Annotated in this window: 25 protein-coding genes; 15 read left to right on the forward strand and 10 right to left on the reverse strand. The window is 54.2% G+C overall.

Annotated features, from left to right (window positions below):
- Nucleotides 1-17 precede the first annotated feature (17 nt).
- The 3 genes from ACR0ER_RS24345 to ACR0ER_RS24355 form a co-directional block, all read right to left on the reverse strand.
- A complete protein-coding gene (locus tag ACR0ER_RS24345) occupies nt 18-899 on the reverse strand; it encodes a malonyl-CoA decarboxylase domain-containing protein (protein ID WP_480771087.1) in 882 nt (293 codons plus the stop codon).
- Between the two features lie 113 nt (nt 900-1012).
- Nucleotides 1013-1678 (reverse strand): GntR family transcriptional regulator, encoded by a 666-nt coding sequence (locus ACR0ER_RS24350; protein WP_480771088.1) that lies wholly within the window; start codon nt 1676-1678, stop codon nt 1013-1015.
- A 42-nt stretch (nt 1679-1720) separates the two neighbouring features.
- Nucleotides 1721-2107 (reverse strand): YciI family protein, encoded by a 387-nt coding sequence (locus tag ACR0ER_RS24355; RefSeq protein WP_480771089.1) that lies wholly within the window; start codon nt 2105-2107, stop codon nt 1721-1723.
- Nucleotides 2108-2191: 84 nt separating this feature from the next.
- On the opposite strand from ACR0ER_RS24355, the gene ACR0ER_RS24360 reads away from it, so the two are divergent.
- The 9 genes from ACR0ER_RS24360 to ACR0ER_RS24400 all read left to right on the forward strand — a co-directional run bounded on the left by ACR0ER_RS24360 (nt 2192) and on the right by ACR0ER_RS24400 (nt 10048).
- Nucleotides 2192-3076, forward strand: coding sequence for a fumarylacetoacetate hydrolase family protein (locus tag ACR0ER_RS24360; RefSeq protein ID WP_480771090.1), 885 nt, complete (start codon nt 2192-2194; stop codon nt 3074-3076).
- Complete coding sequence (locus ACR0ER_RS24365; RefSeq protein ID WP_480771091.1) at nt 3073-3738, forward strand: malonic semialdehyde reductase; 666 nt, start codon at nt 3073-3075, stop codon at nt 3736-3738. Before ACR0ER_RS24360 ends, ACR0ER_RS24365 begins: the two co-directional genes overlap by 4 nt.
- A gap of 147 nt (nt 3739-3885) precedes the next feature.
- Nucleotides 3886-4959: a C4-dicarboxylate TRAP transporter substrate-binding protein gene (locus tag ACR0ER_RS24370; protein ID WP_480771092.1), complete on the forward strand. Its 1074-nt coding sequence runs from the start codon at nt 3886-3888 to the stop codon at nt 4957-4959.
- A gap of 30 nt (nt 4960-4989) precedes the next feature.
- The gene (locus tag ACR0ER_RS24375; RefSeq protein ID WP_480771093.1) at nt 4990-5541 is read left to right on the forward strand and encodes a TRAP transporter small permease subunit; all 552 of its coding nucleotides are present in this window, start codon (nt 4990-4992) and stop codon (nt 5539-5541) included.
- Nucleotides 5538-6842 carry a TRAP transporter large permease gene (locus ACR0ER_RS24380; RefSeq protein ID WP_480709905.1) on the forward strand — a complete coding sequence of 435 codons (1305 nt, stop codon included), beginning with the start codon at nt 5538-5540 and terminating at the stop codon, nt 6840-6842. Before ACR0ER_RS24375 ends, ACR0ER_RS24380 begins: the two co-directional genes overlap by 4 nt.
- A gap of 10 nt (nt 6843-6852) precedes the next feature.
- Nucleotides 6853-7719: a dioxygenase family protein gene (locus ACR0ER_RS24385; RefSeq protein WP_480771094.1), complete on the forward strand. Its 867-nt coding sequence runs from the start codon at nt 6853-6855 to the stop codon at nt 7717-7719.
- A gap of 12 nt (nt 7720-7731) precedes the next feature.
- Complete coding sequence (locus ACR0ER_RS24390) at nt 7732-8547, forward strand: amidohydrolase family protein (RefSeq protein WP_480771095.1); 816 nt, start codon at nt 7732-7734, stop codon at nt 8545-8547.
- Nucleotides 8544-8921 (forward strand): hypothetical protein, encoded by a 378-nt coding sequence (locus ACR0ER_RS24395; protein ID WP_480771096.1) that lies wholly within the window; start codon nt 8544-8546, stop codon nt 8919-8921. Before ACR0ER_RS24390 ends, ACR0ER_RS24395 begins: the two co-directional genes overlap by 4 nt.
- A gap of 8 nt (nt 8922-8929) precedes the next feature.
- Nucleotides 8930-10048, forward strand: a complete 1119-nt coding sequence (locus ACR0ER_RS24400) for a cytochrome-c peroxidase (RefSeq protein WP_480771097.1) — start codon at nt 8930-8932, stop codon at nt 10046-10048.
- Here ACR0ER_RS24400 and ACR0ER_RS24405 read toward each other — a convergent pair.
- The gene (locus tag ACR0ER_RS24405; protein ID WP_480771098.1) at nt 10035-11198 is read right to left on the reverse strand and encodes a pyridoxal-phosphate-dependent aminotransferase family protein; all 1164 of its coding nucleotides are present in this window, start codon (nt 11196-11198) and stop codon (nt 10035-10037) included. The two genes, ACR0ER_RS24400 and ACR0ER_RS24405, sit on opposite strands and share 14 nt — an antisense overlap.
- 134 nt (nt 11199-11332) lie before the next feature.
- Here ACR0ER_RS24405 and ACR0ER_RS24410 point away from each other — a divergent pair, with 134 nt between their 5' ends.
- Nucleotides 11333-14209 (forward strand): FAD-binding and (Fe-S)-binding domain-containing protein, encoded by a 2877-nt coding sequence (locus tag ACR0ER_RS24410; protein ID WP_480771099.1) that lies wholly within the window; start codon nt 11333-11335, stop codon nt 14207-14209.
- A 9-nt stretch (nt 14210-14218) separates the two neighbouring features.
- Nucleotides 14219-14896: a GntR family transcriptional regulator gene (locus ACR0ER_RS24415; protein ID WP_480771100.1), complete on the forward strand. Its 678-nt coding sequence runs from the start codon at nt 14219-14221 to the stop codon at nt 14894-14896.
- A 42-nt stretch (nt 14897-14938) separates the two neighbouring features.
- On the opposite strand, the gene ACR0ER_RS24420 is transcribed toward ACR0ER_RS24415, so the two are convergent.
- The 5 genes from ACR0ER_RS24420 to ACR0ER_RS24440 all read right to left on the reverse strand — a co-directional run bounded on the left by ACR0ER_RS24420 (nt 14939) and on the right by ACR0ER_RS24440 (nt 19681).
- Nucleotides 14939-16015 (reverse strand): Ldh family oxidoreductase, encoded by a 1077-nt coding sequence (locus tag ACR0ER_RS24420; RefSeq protein ID WP_480771101.1) that lies wholly within the window; start codon nt 16013-16015, stop codon nt 14939-14941.
- Nucleotides 16005-16877: an ABC transporter permease gene (locus tag ACR0ER_RS24425; protein ID WP_170383463.1), complete on the reverse strand. Its 873-nt coding sequence runs from the start codon at nt 16875-16877 to the stop codon at nt 16005-16007. The genes ACR0ER_RS24420 and ACR0ER_RS24425 overlap by 11 nt, the downstream gene beginning before the upstream one ends.
- Complete coding sequence (locus ACR0ER_RS24430) at nt 16874-17683, reverse strand: ABC transporter ATP-binding protein (protein WP_170336353.1); 810 nt, start codon at nt 17681-17683, stop codon at nt 16874-16876. Before ACR0ER_RS24430 ends, ACR0ER_RS24425 begins: the two co-directional genes overlap by 4 nt.
- Complete coding sequence (locus tag ACR0ER_RS24435) at nt 17680-18705, reverse strand: ABC transporter substrate-binding protein (protein ID WP_480771102.1); 1026 nt, start codon at nt 18703-18705, stop codon at nt 17680-17682. The genes ACR0ER_RS24430 and ACR0ER_RS24435 overlap by 4 nt, the downstream gene beginning before the upstream one ends.
- Before the next feature lie 61 nt (nt 18706-18766).
- A complete protein-coding gene (locus ACR0ER_RS24440) occupies nt 18767-19681 on the reverse strand; it encodes a fumarylacetoacetate hydrolase family protein (RefSeq protein WP_480771103.1) in 915 nt (304 codons plus the stop codon).
- Nucleotides 19682-19822: 141 nt separating this feature from the next.
- Here ACR0ER_RS24440 and ACR0ER_RS24445 point away from each other — a divergent pair, with 141 nt between their 5' ends.
- The 4 genes from ACR0ER_RS24445 (at nt 19823) to ACR0ER_RS24460 (ending at nt 23959) form a co-directional block, all read left to right on the forward strand.
- Complete coding sequence (locus ACR0ER_RS24445) at nt 19823-20503, forward strand: FadR/GntR family transcriptional regulator (protein WP_480771104.1); 681 nt, start codon at nt 19823-19825, stop codon at nt 20501-20503.
- A gap of 194 nt (nt 20504-20697) precedes the next feature.
- Complete coding sequence (locus ACR0ER_RS24450; protein ID WP_480771105.1) at nt 20698-21381, forward strand: fumarylacetoacetate hydrolase family protein; 684 nt, start codon at nt 20698-20700, stop codon at nt 21379-21381.
- 60 nt (nt 21382-21441) lie between these two features.
- On the forward strand, nt 21442-22977 hold the full coding sequence (locus ACR0ER_RS24455; protein ID WP_480771106.1) for an acyl--CoA ligase: 1536 nt from the start codon (nt 21442-21444) through the stop codon (nt 22975-22977).
- A gap of 4 nt (nt 22978-22981) precedes the next feature.
- Nucleotides 22982-23959: a 2-dehydropantoate 2-reductase gene (locus ACR0ER_RS24460; protein ID WP_480771107.1), complete on the forward strand. Its 978-nt coding sequence runs from the start codon at nt 22982-22984 to the stop codon at nt 23957-23959.
- A 67-nt stretch (nt 23960-24026) separates the two neighbouring features.
- On the opposite strand, the gene ACR0ER_RS24465 is transcribed toward ACR0ER_RS24460, so the two are convergent.
- Nucleotides 24027-24319 (reverse strand): hypothetical protein (locus ACR0ER_RS24465; protein ID WP_480771108.1); only part of this gene is annotated, 293 nt, incomplete at its 5' end.

Genomic DNA, 24319 nt, shown 5'->3' on the forward strand with positions numbered 1-24319 from the left:
GCTCTTAGCGAGTGGCGTCAACTTTGTTCCGGATAGGTTCGCGGTTTCTGCGGCATACTGAGACTGGTTAGAATTCGTCTGACAGCACCCTCTAGCCAACGGTTCAGTCCCGGTATCGGCGACAAGGTCACAAATGTATCAAGCCCCTCAAGTTCTCGCGACAACTCAGTTACAACCTGTTTGATCAACAGATTGCCAAAGCTGATACTGGTTAAACCTTTCTGGCAATTCGAGATAGAGTAGGACGCCGCGACTTTCGCTTGTTCGGTTTCGATCGGTTCCCGATCTTCGGACAAAAGCGCATCGATTGCGTCTGGAACTTCAGCCGTAAGAGCAACTTCGACAAAAATCAGCGGCTCATCTGGCATCGAAGGATGGAAGAATGCAAAGCAACGACGATCCGGCGGGTAGAGCCTGCGTCGCAGATCATCCAGATCGTTGATTTGATGGACCGCTTCGTAGGCAACGATCTTGTCCAAAACGCGGGCAGGGGTATCCCAACTGATTTGTTTGAGGACAAGAAAGCCCCGATTGAACCAGCTTCTCAGCAAATGAACGAAATCAATATCTGTTCGTTTGAGCTCGGGGTTGGATTTAAGAAAGCGCAATAGGTCAACGCGCATTGCTACGAGTTCTAGTGTCGCGCCGGATGGTTGGTTCAATCGGCGCAACAACTCTTGCCGTCTGGGTTCCGCGACTTCGCTAAGTTTATGATATAAATTGACACTTCTGTCGTTGGCATAGTGGCTTGCCACTTCGGCAAGCTGATCCGCGTCCAGCTCAAGTTGGTCATTCAAATAGGCGAAAAACTCCAATTTCTCGGGGTCTTCCAAGGTCTGGTAGCGATCAAGAATTGTGGAGGCGAGGGTGAAGCCCGATACTTCGCCTTCGGCGGACAACAAGGCCTCACAAAGCTCAGCAATGGATCGATTGTCATTGTTGCCGCGCTTTTTTGCCGGGACGATCGAACAGCTGATTCAGCAGATCGCCAAGAAACCAGTTCCGCTGCATTTCAGGACTCCATCTGACTGCTCAGGTACTCACCCGTTCGGCGGTAGTGGTTGAGCAAGTGCCGGGTTGCGCTGTCTGCATCGTGGTCGAGTGCGGCATCCAGGATTTGCTGGTGTTCGGCAGCGATATCGCGCTTTTTGTAACTTGGCCCTCCCGCCGCCAGATAACGATAGCGAATGTTGAGGTCATAAAGCTGCGAGCAATACCGTAGCAGCAACGGCAGTTTTGCATTTTCCAACAAGGCCATATGAAACGCTTTGTGGGCGTCTTCGAAGTCTGGTACACCTTTTTGACTGGCCTTTTTCATATGGTGATGCCGCAAAACAAGCCTGTCCTCCCAAGCTCCATCTGCATTAGCGATGGAAGCGCGCAGCGCTGTTTCCTCGAGGTTGCATCGGAGCAACAGTATTTCCTCGAAGTTGGATTTGCTGACTGGCGCCGCCCGAAATCCGCGCTGATCAATCCGCTCGACCAGCATGTCAGACGTCAGGAGGCTAAGCGCCTCCCGAACCGGGCTTGCGCCCGTGTCCAAAAGACCACGGAGTTGTTCGATCTTGAGCTTCTGTCCGGGCGGCAACTCGCCTGTGAGGATCATATCGCGCAGCCGCCGATACGCACCATGAGTGGCTGATTTCTCTTTGCCCTCGGTATCAAGCATGACGTCCATATCCGACTTTTCCTCTTTGAATGCGCAATCTTTGAAGTGCTTTTAACTGAGGGCGCTTGTTCCGGTCGATAGGCCGACTGTCAGGTTCAGTGAGCCTTCGTTGATCATCCAGCGCCGAAGAACAAAACTGCGCGCCCCGCTTTTATGCATCGGGTCGTCCTCGGCTAGATTTCGAGCGGCCTCAAGGCTGTCGGCGCGGTAGATGATCAGGCCCATTCCCTGCATATGCTCACCGGTTTCATCCGACATTGGTCCGGCAAAAGCCAGCTGACCCGAACGTTCAAGCTGCGCCTGATATGCCAGGTGATCAGGAAGTGACGCCTTCACGTCTTCGGGCGCTTTGGCAGGCGTGCTGTGTACAACGTAAAGCTCCAAAGCAAGTGCGCCGCGGCTCTGTGCTTCTGATTTGTAGTCTGCCCAGGCAACCATCTGCGTTCTCCAATAAAATCGATATTATTTGACACATGGCAAAATAATCGGCAAAAATCAAGCAAACTGATATGGATGATGAAAATGAAATACCTAGTGGGAGAGACTTCGGAAGGTACCGCGGTGTTTGCCGTGAACGGCAAAAAAGCAGTAAATTTAACGGCTTTGGACTCTGGTGTCGGCACAGATCTGATGGGGTTGATTGCCGATCCTGGTTTGAGCGACTCACTGGCCGATAAAATCTCAGTAGCGGTGCCTGTGCCAGTCTCGACTATCACGCCAGCATTGCCGGTGGCCGCCCCCGGCACCATTGTTTGCATGGGATTGAACTATACCGACCATATCAAAGAAGGTGGATACGACATTCCCGAGTACCCCACGCTGTTCATGCGCGGAAAGAACTCAATCATGGCGGCTGGCAAACCCATGGTGCGACCGGCGGCTTCCGAGCATTTCGATTATGAAGCGGAATTGATGCTGATTGTTGGGAAACGCGGTCGCCATATCTCGGAAGAAAACGCGCTGGATCATGTGTTTGGTTATACCGTTTTCAACGATGGGTCGGTGCGGGACTATCAGCGCAAAACGGTTCAGTGGACGCCGGGCAAGAACTTTGACGACACGGGCGCAATTGGCCCCTTCACCGTGACTCAGGATGAGTTGCCCGAAGGCGCTTCGGGCCTCAAGATCGAAAGCCGCGTTGGCGATGAGGTTCTTCAAAGTTCGAATACCGCCAACATGATCTGGGGTGTCCGCCAGGTGATCGCGACAATTTCGGAATTCATGACCCTGGAACCGGGAGATCTGGTTGCATTGGGAACACCGCCGGGCGTGGGCCACGCCAAAAAACCCGACCCTCGCTGGTTGAAGCCGGGCGAAACCGTTGAGGTCGAGATCGAAGGTATCGGCGTCTGTGCCAGCCCGATCGTGGACGAAAAAGACAACAGGTCAAAGGTGGCAGCAGAATGAGCGTACCGACCGGGGCAGAGCTGGAGGCACTTCGCGCCAAGGCGCAGCAAGATCATCGCGAACTGCGCGCGCGCATTCCTCGTCTGTCGGATGACGCAATCGCCTTGATTCTGCGCGAGTCCCGGTCGCACTATGCGTGGACAAACAAGCCGGTTTCCGACGCGTTGCTTGAAGAGATTTACGACATCACGATCAACGGGGCGACCAGTATGAATACACTGCCTGCGCGGTTCATTTTCGTGAAAAGTGCCGAGGGCAAAGAGCAGCTTGCCAAGTCTTTGAAGCCAAAGAACGTGCCAAAGATGATGGGCGCGCCAGTCACGACCATAATTGCCTACGACATGGAGTTCTGGAAGGAACTGCCCTTCCTTTTCCCACACGAAGATCGTCGGCCGTTGTTCGAAAATAATCCCGATTACGTGGCCGATACGGCGTTTCGCAATGGTACGCTTCAGGGCGCTTACTTCATGATCGCGGCACGGGCCGTTGGGTTGGACGTAGGTGCCATGTCAGGCTTTTCGAACAAGATTGTCGACGAGGAGTTCTTTGCAGGAACCACCCTCAAATCGAACTTTCTGTGCAATCTAGGTTACGCCGATGAAACGGGTTTGTTTCACAAACTGCCGCGATTTCCGTTCGACAGGGTTTGTTCTTATGCATGAGGAAATGACGCAAGTGGGCGGCCAATCGGCCAAGTACTTTGCCGTCGCAATGCTGCGCAAATCGGTTGGTGTGGAGAGGACTGACTGCCGGGGTTCAAGGCGAACAAATAAAGGGCAACAAGATCAAACTTTCTGGGAGGAGAGATAATGAAAAACTGGACCAAGTGCAGTCTGCTGGGTGTTGCCGTGGCAAGCACTATGGCACTGTCAGTCGCAGCGGAAGAGACCATTTCAGCTGTCGTAATTGATGGTTACCCAGACCGGGCCTTGTGGGTGAAAGAATTCACAAACTTCTTTATTCCTGAAGTGGATAAGCGGTTGGCCGAGTCCGGCAATTACAAGATGAATTGGCAGGAGAACTATGGCGGTTCTATTGTAAAACCCAAAGGTGTTCTGGAAGGCGTACAGTTGGGTTTGGGCGACATTGGCATCGTCACAACCATCTTCCATTCGTCCAAGCTGCCCAGCCAGGGGATCTCGGGCTCGACACCATTCGTCGCGTCGGATGCTCGCGCAGTGGCCAAGGCGGTCGACGAGATCGCGCGAGAATACCCGGCGATGCAGAACGAGTTCGCTGCGCAAAATCAGGTCTACCTGGCGACAGGCGTTGTGCTCGACACATATCAGATGTTCTGCTCAGAGCCGGTCGAGAAAGTTGCAGACCTTGAAGGACGCAAGATCGCGGGTGCTGGTCTGAACCTGCGCTATCTCGAGGGTATCAAGGACGCGGCTGGCGTTCGCGGTGGCCTTACAGATTTCTACAACATGGTCCAAACCGGCCTCGTCGATTGCGTAATGATTTGGCCGGAAGCTTCCAAGACGTTCAAAATCGTCGAAGTGGCCCCTTACATGTTGAAGGCAGACCTTGGTGCGGTGAATACAAAAACAGTCACCGTCAATGCCGACTACTGGGCAAGTCTGCCCGATGAGGTCAAAGAAGTACTACAGGCCGTGGCTATTGACTACCGTGACCATGTGGCAGGCATTGCGATGGACCGAGCCGCAGCGTCACGAGATGCCTTTGTAGAAGCTGGCGGATCGATCATTGAAATCTCGGATGAAGACCGCGCCGCGTGGGCAAATGCTATGTCCAATGTTGCGCAGGAATGGGCTGCAACGCTTAACGAAAACGGCGAACAGGGCACAGAGATGCTAGCCGCTTATCTGAGCAAGCTTCAGGGCGCCGGATTCACTGGTGTGCGCGACTGGACGGTCAATTAACCTTTCGGCGACCTGAGAAAGGGGCCTTACATGCTGAAGACTGCTGTTGCTGTCCTGTCACGGGTTGCCAATTCGCTTGCAATCGCTGCCAACGCTTTGGGTACGCTCGTCGTTCTGGCGTTGGTGGTTATCCTAAACGTGGATGTCGCTGCGCGCGGTCTGTTTTCTGCCCCACTGCGCGGAACCTACGAGATGGTGCAGTTTTCGGTCGTGATGATCGTTTTTTTCCAATTGGCCGACGTAGTCAGAGTGGACCGGCTGACACGTTCTGACGGGTTTCTAAACCTGCTGCACCATCGCCGCCCCGGCCTGACAGCCAACCTGCGGCGCATCATAAACGCCATCTCGGCAATCTTCATGGCTTTGATCGCTTATGTGACTTTTCCAGAATTTCTACACATGTGGGAGACGCAGGACTACTTTGGCGTTCCGGGTCTTTTCACACTGCCATGGTGGCCGGTCAAACTGGTCATCGCGTGCGGTACTGCGCTTGCCTGCGTGATTTTCCTGCTCAAGGTCGTCACGGCGCAGGACCGCCCGCAACTTATTCGCGCCCCAGAGCATGACGAGGCCGCAGAATGACGCCGATTGAGATTGGCCTGATCTCGGTCATTGCAATCGTCTTTCTGATTTACGCCGGCGTCTACATTCCGATTGCTTTGGGCGTGGTCTCGTTCGTGTCGATCTGGCTGATGCGGGACAACTTCACGCTTGCGCTTAACTTGCTGAAAGTGGCGGTCGGCGACAGCGCGATGGAATACAGCTTCGCTACAATCCCTCTTTTTACCTTCATGGGGCTCATCGTTTCAAAGGCTGGATTAGGTAAGGACATCTACGAAGTCATGACGATGCGGTTTCGCAAGGTCAAAGGCGGAATCGGCATGGCGACCGTCGGGGCCAATGCCGTTTTTGCTGCCGTAACGGGGTCGTCAATTGCATCCGCATCCGTGTTCACCAAAGTCTCAGTGCCGCAGATGATGGCGCAGGCCTATAACCCACGCTTTGCTGTTGGCGTGGTTGCCGGGTCTTCGGTTTTGGGCATGATTATCCCGCCTTCGGCGATGCTGATTATCTATTCTTTTGTGGCGGAACAATCCGTGGGGGACATGTTCCTAGCGGGGGTTATTCCGGGGATTATGCTGGCAATCGCATATGTCGGCGCGATCTGGGTCATGGGGCGTTTCACACCATCTTTCGTTGGAGGCCGCGTCGTCGAAGACACCGAGTGGATGTCAGGGCGCGAGATCGCATCTAAAACCCTGCCGACATTGTTCATCATCACCGTGGTGCTCGGCGGCATTTACACGGGGTGGCTAACTGCTGTCGAGGCAGGGGCAGCCGGGGCTCTGGTCGCGCTGGTTATCGCCGTTGCGCGCAAATCCATGACGCCCAGAGCCTTCTGGGATGCGTTGCTGGAGACCGGCCATATCACAGCGGCGATCCTGTTCCTTATCACAGCAGCGTCAATCTACAGCCGCATGCTGGGACTCGCCGGGCTACCCAACCAGTTGCAGGACTTGCTCGCTGGGAATTCGGCGTCCTTCTGGTCGATCATGCTGCTCTATGTCTTGCTGATGCTTTTCTTGGGAACGTTGCTCGACACTGCGTCCATCATTCTGATCGTTGTGCCATTGTTCCTTCCGATGGCCGAAGCCCTTGATATGTCGCTGATCTGGTTTGGGATAATCACCGTGGTCGGAGCTGAGATCGGGCTTTTGACACCGCCTTTGGGCATATCGTGCTTTGTTATAAAATCCACGATCAACGATGATCGCATATCACTCAAGGACGTGTTCATGGGCGCGCTTCCCTTTGCGTTCGTGATGCTAATTGTTCTGTTCATTCTGATCGAGTTCCCGATCCTCAGCCTTGCCCTGATTTAAGGAGGCCAAGATGCGCTCTGTCACCAAAGACAATATCACCGACGTCTTCATGGGATACTTGTCCAAAGACACTGATCCGCGGATGCGCGAAATCATGGGGTCACTTGTCAAACACCTTCATGACTTCGCGCGCGAAACCAACCTGACGCATGACGAATGGCGAGCTGGGATTACGTTTCTCGAGGGCTGTGCCGCTGTGGAAGCCGAGGACCGGCACGAGTTTGTGCTGGCGTCGGACGTCCTGGGCCTGTCTTCTTTGGTGGACATGCTGCATTCAAGTCCAGACGCAACAAGTTCGTCGGTGTTGGGCCCGTTTCATGTATCCGGCGCACCTCCGCTGCCCATGGGTGGGGATATGAAACGACATTACGGCGGGCCGGTTCTGCTTGCTGAAGGCATCATTCGGGACACAGCGGGCAATCCCATTGCAGGAGCAGAACTCGACATCTGGCAAACGGCACCAAACGGCCTCTACGCCAGTCAGGATGAAGAACAGGACACCTACTCTTTCCACGGGCTGATGACAGTTGGTGACGATGGCAGATACGCGTTCACCACAGTAAAGCCAGTTGAATACACTGTGCCGTCTGACGGGCCAGTTGGCGATATTCTGCGTGCTTGCGGCCGCCATCCGTGGAGGCCCTCACACCTGCACTTTATCGTCAAAGCCCTCGGCTATCGCTCACTCGTGACCGAGATTTTTCCGGACGACGATCCCTATCTGGATCAGGATACGGTCTTTGGTGTTCGAGACGATCTAGTGATGACGTATGTTGAACGACCAGCTTCGGAATTTCCCGATGACATGGCACTTTCTGGTAGGATCACTGAACCTTACCTGCACGTGAATTTCGACGTCACGCTTGCTCGGGACTGAACGCTATGGAGGATGCTTGAAGTGCTAAAAAACACATTCATTGTATGTGCAGCGCTAGTCAGCGGAGTGGCCATCGCCGACGAGCGACCGATTTTCGATGCACATATTCACTACAGCCATGATGCCGTGAAACTGGTTCCGCCCGAACAAGTGGCCAAAATCCTGCGGGATGCAGGCGTGCGGAAAGCCCTGGTTTCCAGCTCGGACGATAACGGAACGCAACTGCTTTTGGGTGCAGCGCCGGACATCGTTGTTCCGGCACTTCGTCCCTATCGTCGTCGCGGTGAGATCAACACCTGGATGCACGACGAAACAGTAATCGATTATCTGGAAGCAAATCTGTCGAAGAACGACTACGAAGCCATCGGCGAGTTTCACGCCTATGGGGACGATATCAAAACGCCGGTTGTCCAGCGTATGATCGCACTGGCGAAGGAACGGAACTTAATTCTGCACCATCACGGTGATCGCGACGCGGTTGACCTGATCTTCGAAACCTGGCCGGAGGCTCGGGTATTGTGGGCACATTCTGGCTTTGACGATCCGGGAAAAGTTGTCGACGCTTTAAATGCGTATCCCCGGCTTTGGGCCGATCTGGCGTTCCGTTCCGACATGGTCTCGCGGGGCCGTGTCGATCCGGATTGGCAAGCTGCGTTCGAAGCGCATCCTGATCGGTTTATGGTCGGTACCGATACATTTGCGCCGGAGCGCTGGTATTACGTCGGCCCGCATGCAGATTTTTCACGCGAATGGCTGGATTTGCTTCCAGACCAGATCGCGGACAACATTGCCTATGCCAACGCAGAACGGTTGCTGGCATCAAAATGATCCGCTGGCTCGTCTGGTTTCTGGTATCTTCCGGCGCTGCCGTCGCTTGTGAGGCGACCGGGCAACGGATGGGTTCGGAAATTCAGAACGCGCCTGCGGTGCATGTGACTGTCAACCAAATTCCGTTGGCTCAACCGTTTTCAATACTCCTCACTGTGTGCAGCGAAATTGCCGTGAGTGATATGCGTGTCGATGCAATCATGCCTGCTCACCAACACGGGATGAACTACCTTCCAGTCGTCACTGCAAAAGGCGACGGTGTGTTCCGTGTCGATGATATGCTGTTTCACATGCCGGGAATGTGGGAGCTTCAAGTGGACGTCGAATACAACGGGCAATCGGTATCCTACACCTTTGACATTGCGCTGAAATGAAGTTGTGGGTGACAACTGCGCTAGTCTTACTGTCGAGTTCGGCGCGTGCAGAAGTCCTATTGTCAGAAGACGAAATCCAACAAACGCTGTCCTTTGGGCCGTGGCCACCATCATACCAACCTGATCCAAGCAACAGGGTTTCAAGCGATCCCCGAGCGATTGCGCTGGGCGCAGCGCTTTTCGACGATCCGCTGTTGTCGATTGATGGTGCATTTGCCTGTGCAAGTTGTCACGACCCCGAGCAGGCACTCACCAACTCCGAGGCACGAACATTCGGTCGCGTGATTTTGGATCGGAATACGCCATCACTGCGAAATCTGGCTGGTCTGCGATGGTACGGGTGGGGCGGAAAGAGCGATAATCTATGGGCTGCCAGCTTGCATCCGATCATTGAAGAACAAGAGATGGCGCACAGCAAAGAAAGCCTAATGAGAGCCATTTCCGAGAGTACGTACATTGAAGATTTTGAGGTCATTTTTGGCGATGTTCAAAGCCAAGACACAGAGCAGGTTTTGGTAAACATTGCCAAAGCCCTATCAGCTTATCTGGAAACGCTTGTAACCGAGCGGACACAATTTGACGATTTTCGCGACGCGTTGGAGCGCAGCGATCTGGCAGAGGCTGCGAACTACCCCGAAGCTGCCCAGCGAGGGCTTCAGCTCTTCTTGGGGCGCGGGAATTGCGCGTTCTGCCATAATGGCCCGAGATTTTCCAACAACGAATTCCACGACGCGGGCGTGCAATATTTTCTGAGTGAAACCGAAGTCGACGATGGCCGGTTCGGAGGGCTGAACTTCTTGCTCTCCAGCCCTTACACATTGGACGGAGTCTGGACTGACGATCCGGAAAAGCAAGGCGCGTGGGCGGTCCGAAATGTACGAAGGAGCCATTCCGATTTTGGAACCTTTCGTACGCCCAGCCTTCGAGGTGTGGCCGAAACCGCCCCCTACATGCATGACGGCAGCCTGGATGATCTGGACGCCGTGGTCCGACATTATAACGAAATTGATATAGAAAGGCTTCACGCCGATGGCGAAGCCATACTCTCTGAACTGAATTTATCCGAGCAGGAGATTGCAGACCTAGTTGAGTTTTTGGAGACTCTGTCCGGCGTTACGCGGCCTTGAGATACTCCAATGCAGCCTGAGTACCGCCTGTAGTGTGCGGCACGCCGCTTTTGGCGAGTCCCATTTCTACGCCTGAGAGTGTGCCCATCAACATCAGGTCGTTGAAATCGCCCAAGTGACCTATTCGGAATACCTTGTCGGCTACTTTGGATAGACCATTTCCGAGTGAGATATCATAGTGCTCCAGCGCCGTCGCACGAAAGGCATCAGCAGAATGCCCCTCAGGCACTTTGACAGCGGTCAGTACGCCTGACTCCTGACCTTGGCGGGCACACAATACCTCAAGCCCCCATGCTTGCACGGCAGCTCGAGTCGCGGCTCCGTGGCGGGCATGACGAGCGAATACGTTCTCCAGCCCCTCCTCGTGCAACATATCGATGGCCTCATTCAATCCATAGATAAGATTGGTGCCAGGGGTATAAGGGAAGAACCCTTTCTGGTTTGGCTCGAACATATCCTGCCAATTCCAATAGCTGCGTGGCATGGTCACGGATTTTGAATGTTCCAGAGCACGATCGCTCACAGCGTTGAAGCTGAGACCCGGCGGTAGCATCATCCCTTTTTGCGAACCGGAGACACAGACATCTACGCCCCATTCGTCGAACCTAAAATCGATCGATGCAAGGCCAGAGATTGAATCAACCAAAAGAAGGGCAGGGTGTTTCGCCGTGTCTATTGCCCTGCGCACTTCCTCAATTGGCGAGACTGACCCGGTAGAAGTTTCATTGTGGACGACGCATACCGCCTTGATCTCGTGCTGACTGTCCGCGCGCAAGCGGTCTTCTATCTGATTGGGGTCCGCACCGCCACGCCAATCCCCTTCAATCAACTCTGGCTGTAACCCAATTTTTTCAGCCAAGTTACACCACATGAATGCGAAATGTCCTGTTTCGTACATGAGAACTTTTCCGCCCGGCGACACTGTGTTCACAAGCGCAGCTTCCCACGCGCCTGTACCGGATGAAGGGTAGATAAAGACGTTTTGTTCTGTCTTGAAAATTGTTTTCATCCCAGCGAGGGCCTTGTGGCCTACTTCTGCAAAATCTGGCCCCCGGTGATCGATGGTCTGCATGCTTATGGCCTTCAGGATGCGTTCCGGCACGGCACTTGGCCCTGGGATTTGCAAAAAATGTCTGCCCGCCTGGCGCATCTGAACTGGTCCTTCCGCTGGCGCCGAAACAGTGGCGCATTTACCTATTGGCAAAAGTTAATTATGAATTCATTATTCAGTCAACGGTGAAGTGAAGCTTCTAATTGGCTAGTTGGGAAGAGAAGGCGAACCCGATGCTTGAGAATGGATCGTTGCACCGCCGACTGATGTCTGACGTCCAAGGCGAGGTGATGGCTGACCCGGCATCACGCGCACGATACTCGACTGACGCTTCGATCTATCAGATGATGCCGGACGCCGTGGTCATTCCCCGAAACAAAGAGGACGTGCAGGCCGTGATGTCTGTAGCGCGCGACGAAGGATGCTCCGTTCTTCCGCGCGGCGGCGGCACATCGCAATGTGGGCAAACGGTCAATCAAAGCGTTGTTTTAGACAACACCAAGCACTTGAATCGTGTTCTTGACGTGGACGTTGAGAACCGTGTCGCGCGTGTTCAGCCCGGCGTTGTTCTGGATCAGTTGAACCAGTCACTAAAGCAATATTGCTTATGGTTTCCCGTAGACCCCTCGACCGCGTCACGTTGCACGCTTGGAGGAATGGCCGCCAACAACTCTTCTGGTGGAAAATCCCTGCGCTACGGGATCATGCGCGATAACGTCCGTGCAATAAGTGCAATCCTCAGCGATGGTATGGAAGCACGGTTCAGCGCCGATACGACGGCATCTGGCGATTATGCCGATCTTGTTGGGGACATGCGTGCTCTGGGGCGTCGCGAGGCTGCGGAAATTGACGCCCGGTTTCCCAATCTCCAGCGTCGTGTGGGCGGGTATAACATCGATGCGCTTGTCGGCAACGACGTCAACATGTCTCATTTGCTGGTGGGGTCAGAAGGCAGTCTGGCCTATTTCACTGAATTGGAACTGAACCTTGCTCACTTGCCGGGCGAGAAAGTTGTCGGCGTGTGTCATTTCCCGACGTTCCGTTCTGCGATGGAGGCAACACAGCACCTCGTGACGCTCAAGCCGCAGGCGGTAGAATTGATCGACGACACCATGATTGCGTTGGGGAGAGATATCCCATTGTTCCGCAGTACGATTGAGGCGTTTGTAGAAGGCAACCCTGAAGCGTTGTTGTTAGTGGAATTTGCTGAGGGTAGCGCTGACGCCAATGCTGCAAAGCTGGTCGAGCTATCGCAACTGATGGGAGATCTCGGGTTTGATTTCAGCGGGACTGAAAACCGTTGGGGCGGGGTTGTATCAGTTACTGATACCAAACTGCAAAACTCGATCGCGGAATACAGGAAATCTGGGTTGAACGTGATGATGTCGATGAAAGAGGCGGGTAAACCGATCTCGTTCGTTGAAGACTGCGCCGTCCCGTTGCCTGATCTCGCTGATTATACCGCTGGCCTTACCGAAATTTTTTCCCGGCACGGCACAAAAGGGACATGGTACGCGCATGCCTCAGTCGGGTGTCTCCATGTTCGTCCTGTTCTGAACATGCGGCAGGATAAAGACGTCCGGACAATGAGGGCGATTGCCGAAGAGACCTTTGATCTGGTCAAGAGATATAAGGGGTCTCATTCAGGCGAACACGGTGATGGGATCGTGCGATCAGAGTTTCATGGCAAGATGTTCGGCCCACGTATCGTTTCTGCGTTTGAACAGGTTAAAGACCGGTTCGATCCCGATGGGCTAATGAACCCCGGCAAAATCGTGCACGCGCCTGCCATGGATGATCGCCGTCTTTTCCGCTACGGCCCGGACTATTCAGTTCCGGAATTTGAGGCGGCGTTGGACTGGTCGGCTTGGCCGGGTGCCGGAGGAGGATTCCAGGGCGCCGTCGAGATGTGCAACAACAACGGTGCGTGTCGCAAGCTCAAGGGCGGGGTTATGTGTCCATCCTTCCGTGCAACCCGAAACGAACGTGATGCCACACGTGGGCGGGCAAACACGTTGCGTTTTGCCATCAGCGGGCAGTTGCCGGGCGGCTTAGCCTCAGACGCAATGCAGGACACGATGAAATACTGCGTGTCTTGCAAGGCTTGCGCGCGTGAATGCCCGACTGGCGTCGATATAGCCCGCATGAAGATCGAAGTGCTTTCAGCGAAGCGCAAAAAAGACGGGCTGACATGGGCAGATAAATTAATAGCTTATTTGCCCAGATATGCGCCTAAAGCAGCAAAAGTTGCGTGGCTTTTGAATATCCGAAATAAAATTGTTCCTTTGCGTAAACTACTGGAAAAACCGACTGGAATTTCGGCGCGACGTGACCTGCCAGTGTGGTCTTCTGACCCGTTCCTGGATGCCGAGGCACAGGACGCTGATCCGCAGGTTCTTATGTTTGTCGATGTGTTCAACCGGTATTTCGAGCCTGACAATCTACGCGCCGCGGTCCGGGTCCTGCGTGCGCTAGGACTGCGGGTCGCCGTAGCACGGGATGATCATACTGGAAGGCCGCTGGATTGCGGGCGCACTCTTTTGGCTGTGGGTTGCGTGGAAGAGGCGCGTCACGAGGCGCAGCGCGTGATTGACGCGACGCGAGAGGCAGTCGTTCAAGGGGTTCCGGTGGTTGGACTTGAACCGTCCTCTATCCTCACTTTCCGGGACGAGTATTTGGCTCTTTGCCCGGGGCCGGAAACGGAGTTGTTGGCGAAGGCCACACAAACAATTGAGGAATTTCTGGCCAACCAGCCGAACTTGCCTTTGAAGCCGACAGATCGACCGATCTACGTGCATGGACATTGCCATCAGAAGGCACACGATGCCGTCACGCCTATGCTCAACCTTCTGAAGCGTATTCCCAAGGCGCAGGTTCACATGATTGAAAGCAGTTGTTGTGGTATGGCCGGGGCATTTGGATACGCGCCCGACACTATCGATGTATCGACCAAGATGGCAAAGCTCGACCTGTTTCCAGCTTTAGAAGCGGCGCCTGCGGATGCAATTGTTGTGGCGGATGGAACATCATGCCGACACCAGATCACCGAGGGCACTCGGCGGCAGCCCATGCACGTTGCGCGCTTGCTGGAAATGGTACTTGATGATTAGGAAGTGAACATGAATCTGACGGGCAGTATCAAACGCACGACCCTACATGAAGAGTTGGTCGAACGCTTGCGCAATCTTGTCGTCGAAGACGTTTTGAAACCGGGTGAGAAAGTGCCCGAGAAACAACTTTGCGACTCATTGGGTGTTTCACGGACACCATTGCGAGAAGCGCTAAAAGTTCTTGCATCCGAAGGCTTTGTGGTTCTTCAGGCCAATCGTGGTGCTCGCGTTGCGAGTGTAACGAGAGAAGAATTGGAGAACACGTTTCCAGTGCTTGCAGCGCTTGAACAACTGGTTGGGGAACTGGCCTGTCAGCAAATGGACGCCGCGGGATTTCAACGGATTGAAAGTAGCCACAAGGATATGCTGAGCGCGTACGAGGCGCGTGATCGGCAGGCGTATTTCAAAGCCAATCAGGACATCCATCAGGCACTTATTCAGGGCGCGCGAAACGAAATTTTGGAAAACCACCACAAGCTATTGGCCGCACGGGTCCGCCGTGCACGTTTTATGGCCAACTTGTCGGACGAACGCTGGGCGCAGGCAATTGATGAACATGAAGCCATGATGGAGTTGCTTAAAGCCCGCGATGCAGATGGGCTTGGAAAAACCATGAAGCTTCACATGATGAACAAACTTTCTGCTCTTGTGAAAGCGCTGGAGGCAGGGGACGAGACACCTCGCTAAACTCGCGTCAAAAGCGCCTACCAGCTTCCCACGGATGCGCTGCTAATCGGCGCTGATACTAGGAAACAGAGGGGATAGCCCACAGTCCTCAGCAAGTTTGTTGAGGTCTCGGCAAAGAGCGGGGTTAAGTCTTACACCGTCTTTGCGACGGGCGTCAGCTGCGGCCGTTTTTCCGTCTCCGGGCAGGCGTACCGGGTCATGACCGGGCAGGGGGGCGGATGCGCGCATTTCAGAGAAGACGCGGGCTGCATTCGAAGCAAAGTCTTTTTCCATTCCAAAGGCCGCCGGATCAAGCGCCATTACGAATTGCCCTGTGTTTGTGGATGAGGTCGTGTCTGATGTGAAGTTGACCACGTCAGAGCCGAAGGCAGCGCCGTTCAGGACCCCGGCCATCAACCCTATGGCCACGGAAAGGCCGAAACCCTTCGGACCTCCGATCGGCAAAAGAAACCCTTCTGATTTGCGGGCAGGGTCCGTTAACGGATTGCCATCACGCCCAACCATCCAACCTTCGGGCATAGGTTCGCCTTGCTGCAACAGGGTCTTGATCTTGCCCATCGCGGCAACTGTCGTCGCCATATCAAACACAAACGGGTCGGGGCCATCGGCAGGTGCAGAGAAAGCGATAGGATTGGTGCCAAGAAGTAAATCGGTTCCACCATAGGGCGGAACGTGGTTCGCACTGCCCACCGCTGCGGCCATGCCAAGCATTCCAGCTTCGGCTTGTGGGCGCACATAAAGTGCCAAAGGTCCAGCATGATTGCCGCGCCGAACACCGACCCATCCGATACCGGCCTCTTTCGCCTTTTCTATCGCAAGATCTCGCGCCGCCGACATAGCCAAATGCCCAAGGCCGTCATCGCCGTCAATCAACGCGGTCGCGACAGTCTGATGTATGACGGAGACGTTTGGGTTGGCATTGCACCCTCCCCCAGCTAATCGGGCAAGATACTGGCGCAATCGAAAGACCCCGTGAGTGCCGTATCCGAATATATCGGCCTCGACCATCAGCAAGGCTACCTTGTCTGCATCTGCTTTTGACACACCTCGCGTTTCGAGCGCGGTTGCCACAAATTCACGCAAGGTCTGGCAGTTTATTTTCATTGGATCAGAAGTCATCTCTGCCAACCTGCTCTTTGTGCCAGAACACCAGTTTTCGCTGTGTCCATACAACTGTCGCAAATACAGCGAGACCAACGAGACTTAGGTACAGGATCAAGGAGAACACGCGCGGAGTATTGAGTTGCGATGCCGCAACACGGATCAACTCACCAAATCCCTTACCGCCCCCCAGGAACTCGCCCGTGATCGCGCCTGCCATAACGCCGACTGCTCCGATCTTGAGGCCGGTGAATATCTGCGGCAGACCGGTTGGCAGCTTCATCTTGATCAATGTCTGCATCCGGCTCGCGCCCATCGTCTTGAACAACATGCGCGCGTTTTCGTCGGCGGCGTGAAGTCCGGCTGCGGTACCAACAACGATTGGAAATGTCGCGATAAAGGCCGCGAGCGCGACCTTGGATTCAATGCCGAAGCCCAGCCAAGCTACAAAGAGAGGAGCGAACGCGACTTTTGGCATCGTATCGATAGACACCAAGTAGGGCATTACGGCTTTTTCGCCAAAGGCCGTTTCGCCGACTAAAACGCCCAGCGAAAATCCAATCGCGATTGCCAGCGCAAAACCATAGATGACCTCTTTGATGGTAATCCACAGTGCCCCAAGCATGTAGCCGCCGGTCAAAAGGTTTTGCCCCACGAAGATCATATCTTTGAGGGTCTCCATCGGCGTCGGTAGAATGATCGGAGAGACCAGCCTAAGGCTGGTCACAATTTGCCAAGTTCCGACAAAAACCACGAAGACAAAGGTCATCGCCAGCCAGCGAGGAACCGAGTCGATAAAGTGAACCTTCTGCTCCCATACAGTGTCTTCTGAGGGGGCAGCGTCTTTTACGGAAGGTGAGTAATTCTGAACTTCGCTCACATTTCTTCTCCCTTATCAAGGAGGCTGCGAATGTAGTCTACGATAGCGCCGAATTTGGGTGTCGTCATCATGTCGAGTGTTCTTGGGCGTGGCAGGTCGACCTCAACGATTTCAGCAATCCTGCCTGGGCGCGGTTTCAAGACGACGATTTCGTCAGACAAAATAACAGCTTCCTGAATAGAGTGCGTCACAAGAAAAGCAGTCGCATCCTGTTCCCTGCAAATCCGCTGCAATTCCATGTTCATCATGTCGCGTGACAACTCGTCGAGCGCGCTGAACGGTTCGTCCATCAATAGCACGGCTGGTTCCGTGATCAGCATTCGACAGATCGAAGCGCGTTGTGCCATACCGCCTGACAATTCGTTCGGATATACGTTTTCGAACCCTTGCAAACCTACGATGTCCAAAAGTTCATGCGCCTTGGCCATAGCTTGCTTGGCCGCCGCTTTTCCATCGCGGATCTCAATTGGCAAGACGATGTTTTCCACCGCTGTTTTCCAGGGGAAAAGCGTCGCTTGCTGAAACATCATACCGATGTCCCGGCGGGTCCCAGTGACTGGTTGCCCCTGAAGGATTACACGCCCTTTGGTGGGCGGGATCAGACCCGCCATGATCTTGAGTAGAGTTGACTTGCCGCACCCGCTGGACCCAATGACAGATGTGAAGCTTCCTTTCCGAAGCGTCAGGTTAATGTCCTCAAGCGCGACAACAAGATTGCGCGCATAGGTCTTGCTTACATGGGTCAATTCGTAGACCGGCGTGCCCAAGGGCGCGCCGGAAAACTCATGTGTGACTACGGCGTTCATTTGCTGGCGGCCTCGTTGCCGATGGCGGCAAATTCATTGGTCCAGGCGGCGCTTAGGTCATCCAGCGGTCCTGGGATTTCGCCCCCTGCAACAAGTGCGTCTTGCCATTCCTGCCAAACTTCGGCGGGGTACCATCCCAGACCATTGCTTGGATCCGCTGCTATGGTTTTCGATCGCACGGCATCGAATAGCGCTGACTGGAATTCCTTGTCTTCTCCTTCCTGAGGATTGCCGTCCGCCAGATGCTTCAGCACAGCTTCGCGGTTGGCATCATCGAGTGCAAAGGCATGACCTCGTGCGAATGCACGGCTCCAGGCTTCGACCAATTCGCGATCGTTGGCGATTGTGTCCGCCATCGTGGCGATGCCGTTTCCGAAGAAACGCCCGAATTCCGCAGGCGTGATGTCACGCACTGCCATTCCGCGCTGGTTCAGAATTGCCGTGTCAGCCGTCGAAGCAGAGTAAGCGTCGATTTCGCCGTTTAGGAAAGCCGCGGTCGCCGGGCCACCGTCGCCGACGGTAAGGAAGGTAAAGTCTTCACCCTCTTTCATGCCTGCTCCGGTCATCACGTTACGTGCAAAGCCGACTTCTGCGCCATCGGCCGTACCTGTTCCGATAACTTTACCTCGAAGCTCTTCAACACTTTGGATGTCAGAGTCTTCTGGCACGGCTATGCCAAAGTTGCTGCGTGCCGCAACGTTGTAGATGTGTACGGCATCTACACCCCGCGACCGTGCGGCAATTAAGGGGCCAGGACCGGGGCGACCGAAGTGAGCCTGTCCGGCGGACAATGCTTGAAGCACGGCTCCTGAGCCGTTGATCGCCTCGACGGTCACATCCAACCCTTCATCAGCGAAATAGCCTTCGCCAATGGCGACAAAAACCGGAAATGAATTGATTGCCGAAGGGCTTGGCTGCACGAAGGTAATTTTACGCAAGTCCTGCGCAAAGCCCTGTGTTCCTAATGCTCCTGCTACCGGAACCGCCGAAAGCAAGGACGCTGTGAAAGTCCTTCTGTTCATCATTTTAGTCTTCCTCCCTTGCATGGTTGGCAACCCGCAGATTCAGCTATGCAGGAGCCACTTAAACGACGCGCACGGTATTCCTGAGCGTGCCGATTTCTGAAATTTCACAAACCACAGTGTCCCCGTCTTTTAGGAACTGTGGTGGGTCCATGGCGTATCCGACACCAGACGGTGTGCCGGTCGCGATTACGTCGCCAGGTTCCAGGGTCATACCTTCTGAAAGGGATGCGATCAGCGTTGGAATGTCGAAAATCATGTCCGACGTCGATCCGTTTTGGCGCGGTTCGCCGTTGACTGTTAATCCGATTGATAGAGCGTGCGGATCGCTGATTGTATCAGCGGTCACTATGAATGGGCCCAATGGGCAAGACCCATCTAAACCTTTGCCTTTGAAATACTGCCCACCATGTCGGCGTTGAATGTCGCGTGCGGTGATGTCATTGAGGATCGTATAGCCGTATACATGGTCGTATGCGTCAGCCTTGGCTATGTTTCGCCCCGGTTTTCCAATCACAACTGCCAGTTCAACTTCATAGTCAATGGCTTGTGAGACCGAGGGGAATATCAGAATGTCTGCCTCTGGCGCCACAATCGATGTCGGCGGTTTTGTGAAGAAGACCGGATGCTCTGTTACGCCAATTTTTTGGTTTTGGGCACGTTCGCCCTCGGCGATGTGTTCAGCATAATTGCGCCCGACACAGAAAACGTTCTTACGCGGGGAAGGAATTGGTGCCAGAAACGGCGCGTCATCCGGGACCAGTGCGTCGTTTAGATTCCCCGCTTCGGCCGATGAAACGAGGGTTTTCAAAACGCCAAGCGTATCTTTTCCGCCTGCGATCAGATGCTGCATTGAGCCCGCGTCCAACGCTTCGCCAAGCACTTGCGCTGCGCGCAAAACGTCCAACTTGCCGCCATCGTTTAGTATTGCCACGCAAACGGCGTGGCCCTCTACGGAAACAGTTGCTAACCGCACTCGGCACTCCTCCCTCGTGCTTATGTCAAGACGTGGTCACGGATCCTGTCCGGCGACTCGTTTCTTGCTTTCCTCTTGCCCTTGAGTTTTTTCCGACTTGGCGTTTCAATCAATCAACCAATCGCCAAATTGGGTGGAGATATGAGTGCACCAACCGAACTCGCGCACCGTGTACGCGACATGATTAACAATGCCGGATACAGGCATAACGACAGGCTCCCACCTGAACGTGAACTGTGTTCAAATCTTGGGACCACTCGCAATCAGTTGCGAAGAGCGTTGGCAGAGCTTGAGGCCCAGGGGCTGATCTGGCGTCATGTGGGGCGGGGAACATTTGTTGGTTCCAGGCCGGTTCTCAACCTCACCGATGTAACTTATTTGGGCAACCAGATTAAACCTGAGCAGGTTGTATCCGTTAGATTTACGATCGAGCCGCAGCTTAGCCGCCTCGCAGCGCTCCATTCCACACGTTCCGATCGTGAGCAAATGAGGCTTTGCGCGGACAAATGTCGTACCGCAGAGGATTGGCGCACGTACGAAGCTTGGGACAATAATTTGCATTACGCTATAGCCCGCTCCACTCGTAACCAGCTCTTTTTATACTTCTTTGAGACTTTGAATTCGGTTCGAAGATCGATTGTTTGGGGGCAGCCACGCGAAACTTTAAAGCCCGCAGAAAACTATTCCAGCTTTAGCGAACATGATTTGATCGTGTCTGCCATAGCAAAGGGCGACTGTGAGCTTGCGGCCAGTGCCATGGTGGATCACCTGAAATCGGTTTATTCGCGGGTGCTGCCTACGAGCATCCAGTCCGACAGCTGAAGTAGCGCTGGCGCCCAACCAATTCGGGAAATGGTCGGGGTAGATTGTAGCCGTTGGTCTTGCAAAACAGCCTGAATTTTGGCGATGACTTGGTAAGCCGCCGCGTCCGTTTGAATGTGGCGTGGCATCGATCGGAAGGTATCTGACCGTTTGGAAATCCGATCTGTGGCAGTCAAACGTTCAGGAGGAAAGTGATGTCCGATCATGTAATTCCCGCGCCGCAGGTGCATGTCATACCCGTAGCGGGGGGCGGCACGTTCCCGGTCCGGCGTGTCTACTGCATTGGGCGAAACTACGCTGCGCATGCAATTGAAATGGGCCATGACCCGAACCGGGAACCTCCATTTTTCTTTCAAAAGAACCCGAACAATTTGGACCCGTCAGGGGAATTCCCGTACCCTCCGCACAGTTCCGACGTGCACCACGAAGCAGAAATGCTTGTTGCGCTCAAGTCCGGCGGCACGAATATCTCGGTGGACGATGCATTGGATCATGTCTTTGGGTACGGTCTTTCGCTTGATATGACCCGTCGCGACCTGCAAGGACAGATGAAAAAAATGGGTCGCCCTTGGGAAATTGGGAAAGCGTTTGAGCGCTCGGCGCCATGCGGACCAATTCACAAGGCATCAGAGGTCGGGCACCTCAACAGAGGTCCGATTACTCTGACGGTGAATGGTGAAGTTCGGCAAGAAGGCGACTTGAACCAGATGATTTGGAAAGTCCCCGAGATGATCTCTTACCTGAGCGACTACTTCGAGCTTGCGGCCGGTGACGTTATCCTTTCAGGGACACCGTCTGGTGTTGGTCCCGTCAACCGTGGGGATGTTATGGTCTTGGCCGTCGACAAGCTGGGTAGTCTGACCGTTCGCGTAACTTAAGACCTGCTGCAAAAACCTTACTCTGCGAAACAAACCGACGCTTGTGTAGACGGATAACAGATGCCCCATTTAGTCGCTGAATTGATCGCACACCACGCAGACACTGCAAATGCCATTGGTGCGCCTGGCCGGTCTTGGTTGAGCTACCTTGGTTTGCGCGAGCATTGCGCGAAGGTCAAAGAGGATCTGCATCAGATCGGAATAGGGCGCGGCGACAGAGTGGCAATTGTGTTGCCCAACGGGCCAGAGATGGCGACTGCTTTCATATCCGTCGCCCAGGTTGCGACGACGGCACCTTTAAACCCAGCGTACACTTACGAAGAATACGTCTTCTATCTGAAAGACCTGAAAGCCAAGGCACTTCTTGTAAGTGAAAACGAAAACGGCCCAGCCGTGCAAGCGGCGACGGAACTGGGTGTAACCATCTTGCGGGCTTCTGCTGATAGTTCTCGCCCAGCCGGGCAGTTCTCCGTTCTAGCGTGTGACCCAATTGGAGCGGCTGATGCATCAGCACCGGGCGAAGATGACGTCGCCCTGATACTCCACACATCAGGAACAACGTCGCGCCCTAAGATCGTTCCCTTGACGCAGGCCAATATCTACGCGTCGGCGCAAAACGTGGCTTCGTCTTTGAAACTGACGACGGACGATCGCTGTCTGAGCATTATGCCCCTGTTTCATATCCATGGGTTGATCGCGGCCGTCGCTGCGTCCTTGGGCGCGGGCTCTCAAATTAGTAGCACTCAGGGCTTCAATGCTCTCAGCTTTTTTTCACAACTCGCCGAAGTCGATCCGACTTGGTACACTGCAGTTCCAACAATGCACCAAGCCATTCTCGCCCGGGCTGCGCGTAACCAATCGATCATTGAGCAATCACGATTGCGTTTCTTGCGGTCTTCTTCCGCGTCGCTGCCTGCGCCGGTAATGGAAGAGTTGGTAGCGACTTTTAATGCACCTGTCATTGAAGCTTACGGTATGACTGAGGCAACACATCAAATGTGTTGCAACCCGCTTCCTCCACAAAAGCAAAAGCCCGGATTCGTCGGAGTAGCAGCGGGCCCCGAAGTCAGAATTGCAGATGAAACGGAAAATGTATTGGTCGCTTCGCGTGACGTCGGAGAAATCGTTATCAGCGGTCCGAACGTGACACTGGGATACGAGAGCAACCCGCAGGCAAATGCAGACAATTTCTTTGAAGCGGATGGAAAACTCTGGTTTCGCACCGGTGACCAAGGGTCGTTCGACGAAGAGAATTACCTGCGCCTGACCGGACGCCTTAAGGAACTTATCAATCGTGGTGGAGAAAAAATCAGTCCACTTGAAGTTGACGCCGTGCTTCTGAGCCATCCGGACGTCGCTCAGGCAGTTTGTTTTGCCGTTCCCCACGAAAAACTGGGCGAAGACATAGCAGCGGCGGTGGTGCTCTCAGAAGGAGCCGCGATTGCTGGTCAGGAAGTCCGGGATTTTGTGGGCGCGCGGCTCGCAAAGTTCAAGGTGCCGACTTCAGTGGTTATTCTCGAAGAGATTCCAAAAGGTGCGACTGGTAAGATACAAAGGATCGGGCTGGCCGCTAAATTGGGACTGGCAAAGGCTTAGACACATGAAAATTTGCATCTTTGGTGCCGGAGCTATCGGAGGTTACGTGGCCGCGAAGCTTGCGCAGACTGACGTCGACGTTAGTGTTGTCGCACGTGGACCCCACCTGGCCGCAATGCAAGAAAAAGGGCTGACCCTTTTTGAGGATGGGCGGGACCCGATCAACGTGACAATACGAGCCTCGGACAATGCTACTGATCTCGGCCCACAAGACTATGTCTTCATCACACTTAAGGCGCATTCTGTTCCAGTAGTCGTGGACTCAATGCAGCCGTTGATTGGGGACGAAACGACTATAGTGAGCGGAGTGAACGGGGTGCCTTGGTGGTACTTCCACAAGCAGGGTGGCCCCTTCGAGGGGACGCGGTTGGCATCTGTAGACCCGAGAGACGCGCAATGGAACGGTTTTGGACCGGATCGAGTGCTTGGTTGTGTTGTCTACCCAGCCGCAGAAGTTATTGCTCCGGGTTCGATCAAGCATGTCGAAGGCAATCGTTTTTCATTAGGCGAGCCCGATGGCTCTAAATCAGATCGTGCCGCCAACCTTTCGGTCGCATTGTCCACCGCCGGGCTGCGTGCGCCTGTTAGACCAAGAATTCGCGACGAGATTTGGCTTAAGCTATGGGGCAACTTGTCGTTCAACCCGATTTCCGCTCTTACCCACTCAACACTTGATGTCTTGTGTACCGATAAGGGTACACGATCTGTGGCGCGTGGAATGATGCTAGAGGCTCAGGAAATCGCTGAAGAACTGGGGGTTAGGTTTCCGATTGATGTTGAGAAACGAATTGATGGCGGAGCAGCTGTAGGTGCGCACAAGACCTCGATGTGGCAGGACTTGGAGTTGCATCGACCTATGGAAATTGATGCCTTGGTCACTTCGGTCCAGGAATTAGGGCGTCTAACTGGGATCGCAACACCTACGATCGATACTGTAGCGTCGCTCATAAAGCTGAGGGCAAAGGTCGCGGGTCTTTACTAAGTTTCTGCCGGCGATCATCTGAAGAGATCAGTTTTGGGCGGGCGGGGAGCTGAATAGCGATCCGGCGCTACAAACACAGCTCTTTCAAGCGTCTTGTTAGAAGGGTCTTGTCAGAGGAACTTTGCTTGAGCGGGGAAGGGCGAGTGCGTAGCGTTTGGAAATGACAAAACCCGCCGCCTTCAAGTATTTCAAAACCAGTCCGGAGGGTCTTGTCAGAAGAATATTTATTTAGCGGGGCAGGTTGGTTGCGTAGCTTTTGCCCATGATCAGTGTCTTTGCCCCCTAAAATTGTGCCACTACTTTGGCCGAGAAGGGGGAACAAGGGATGGCTCGGAAGCGATACTCGGACGAAGACATTCT

Source organism: Ruegeria sp. CH8 (assembly GCF_056536985.1).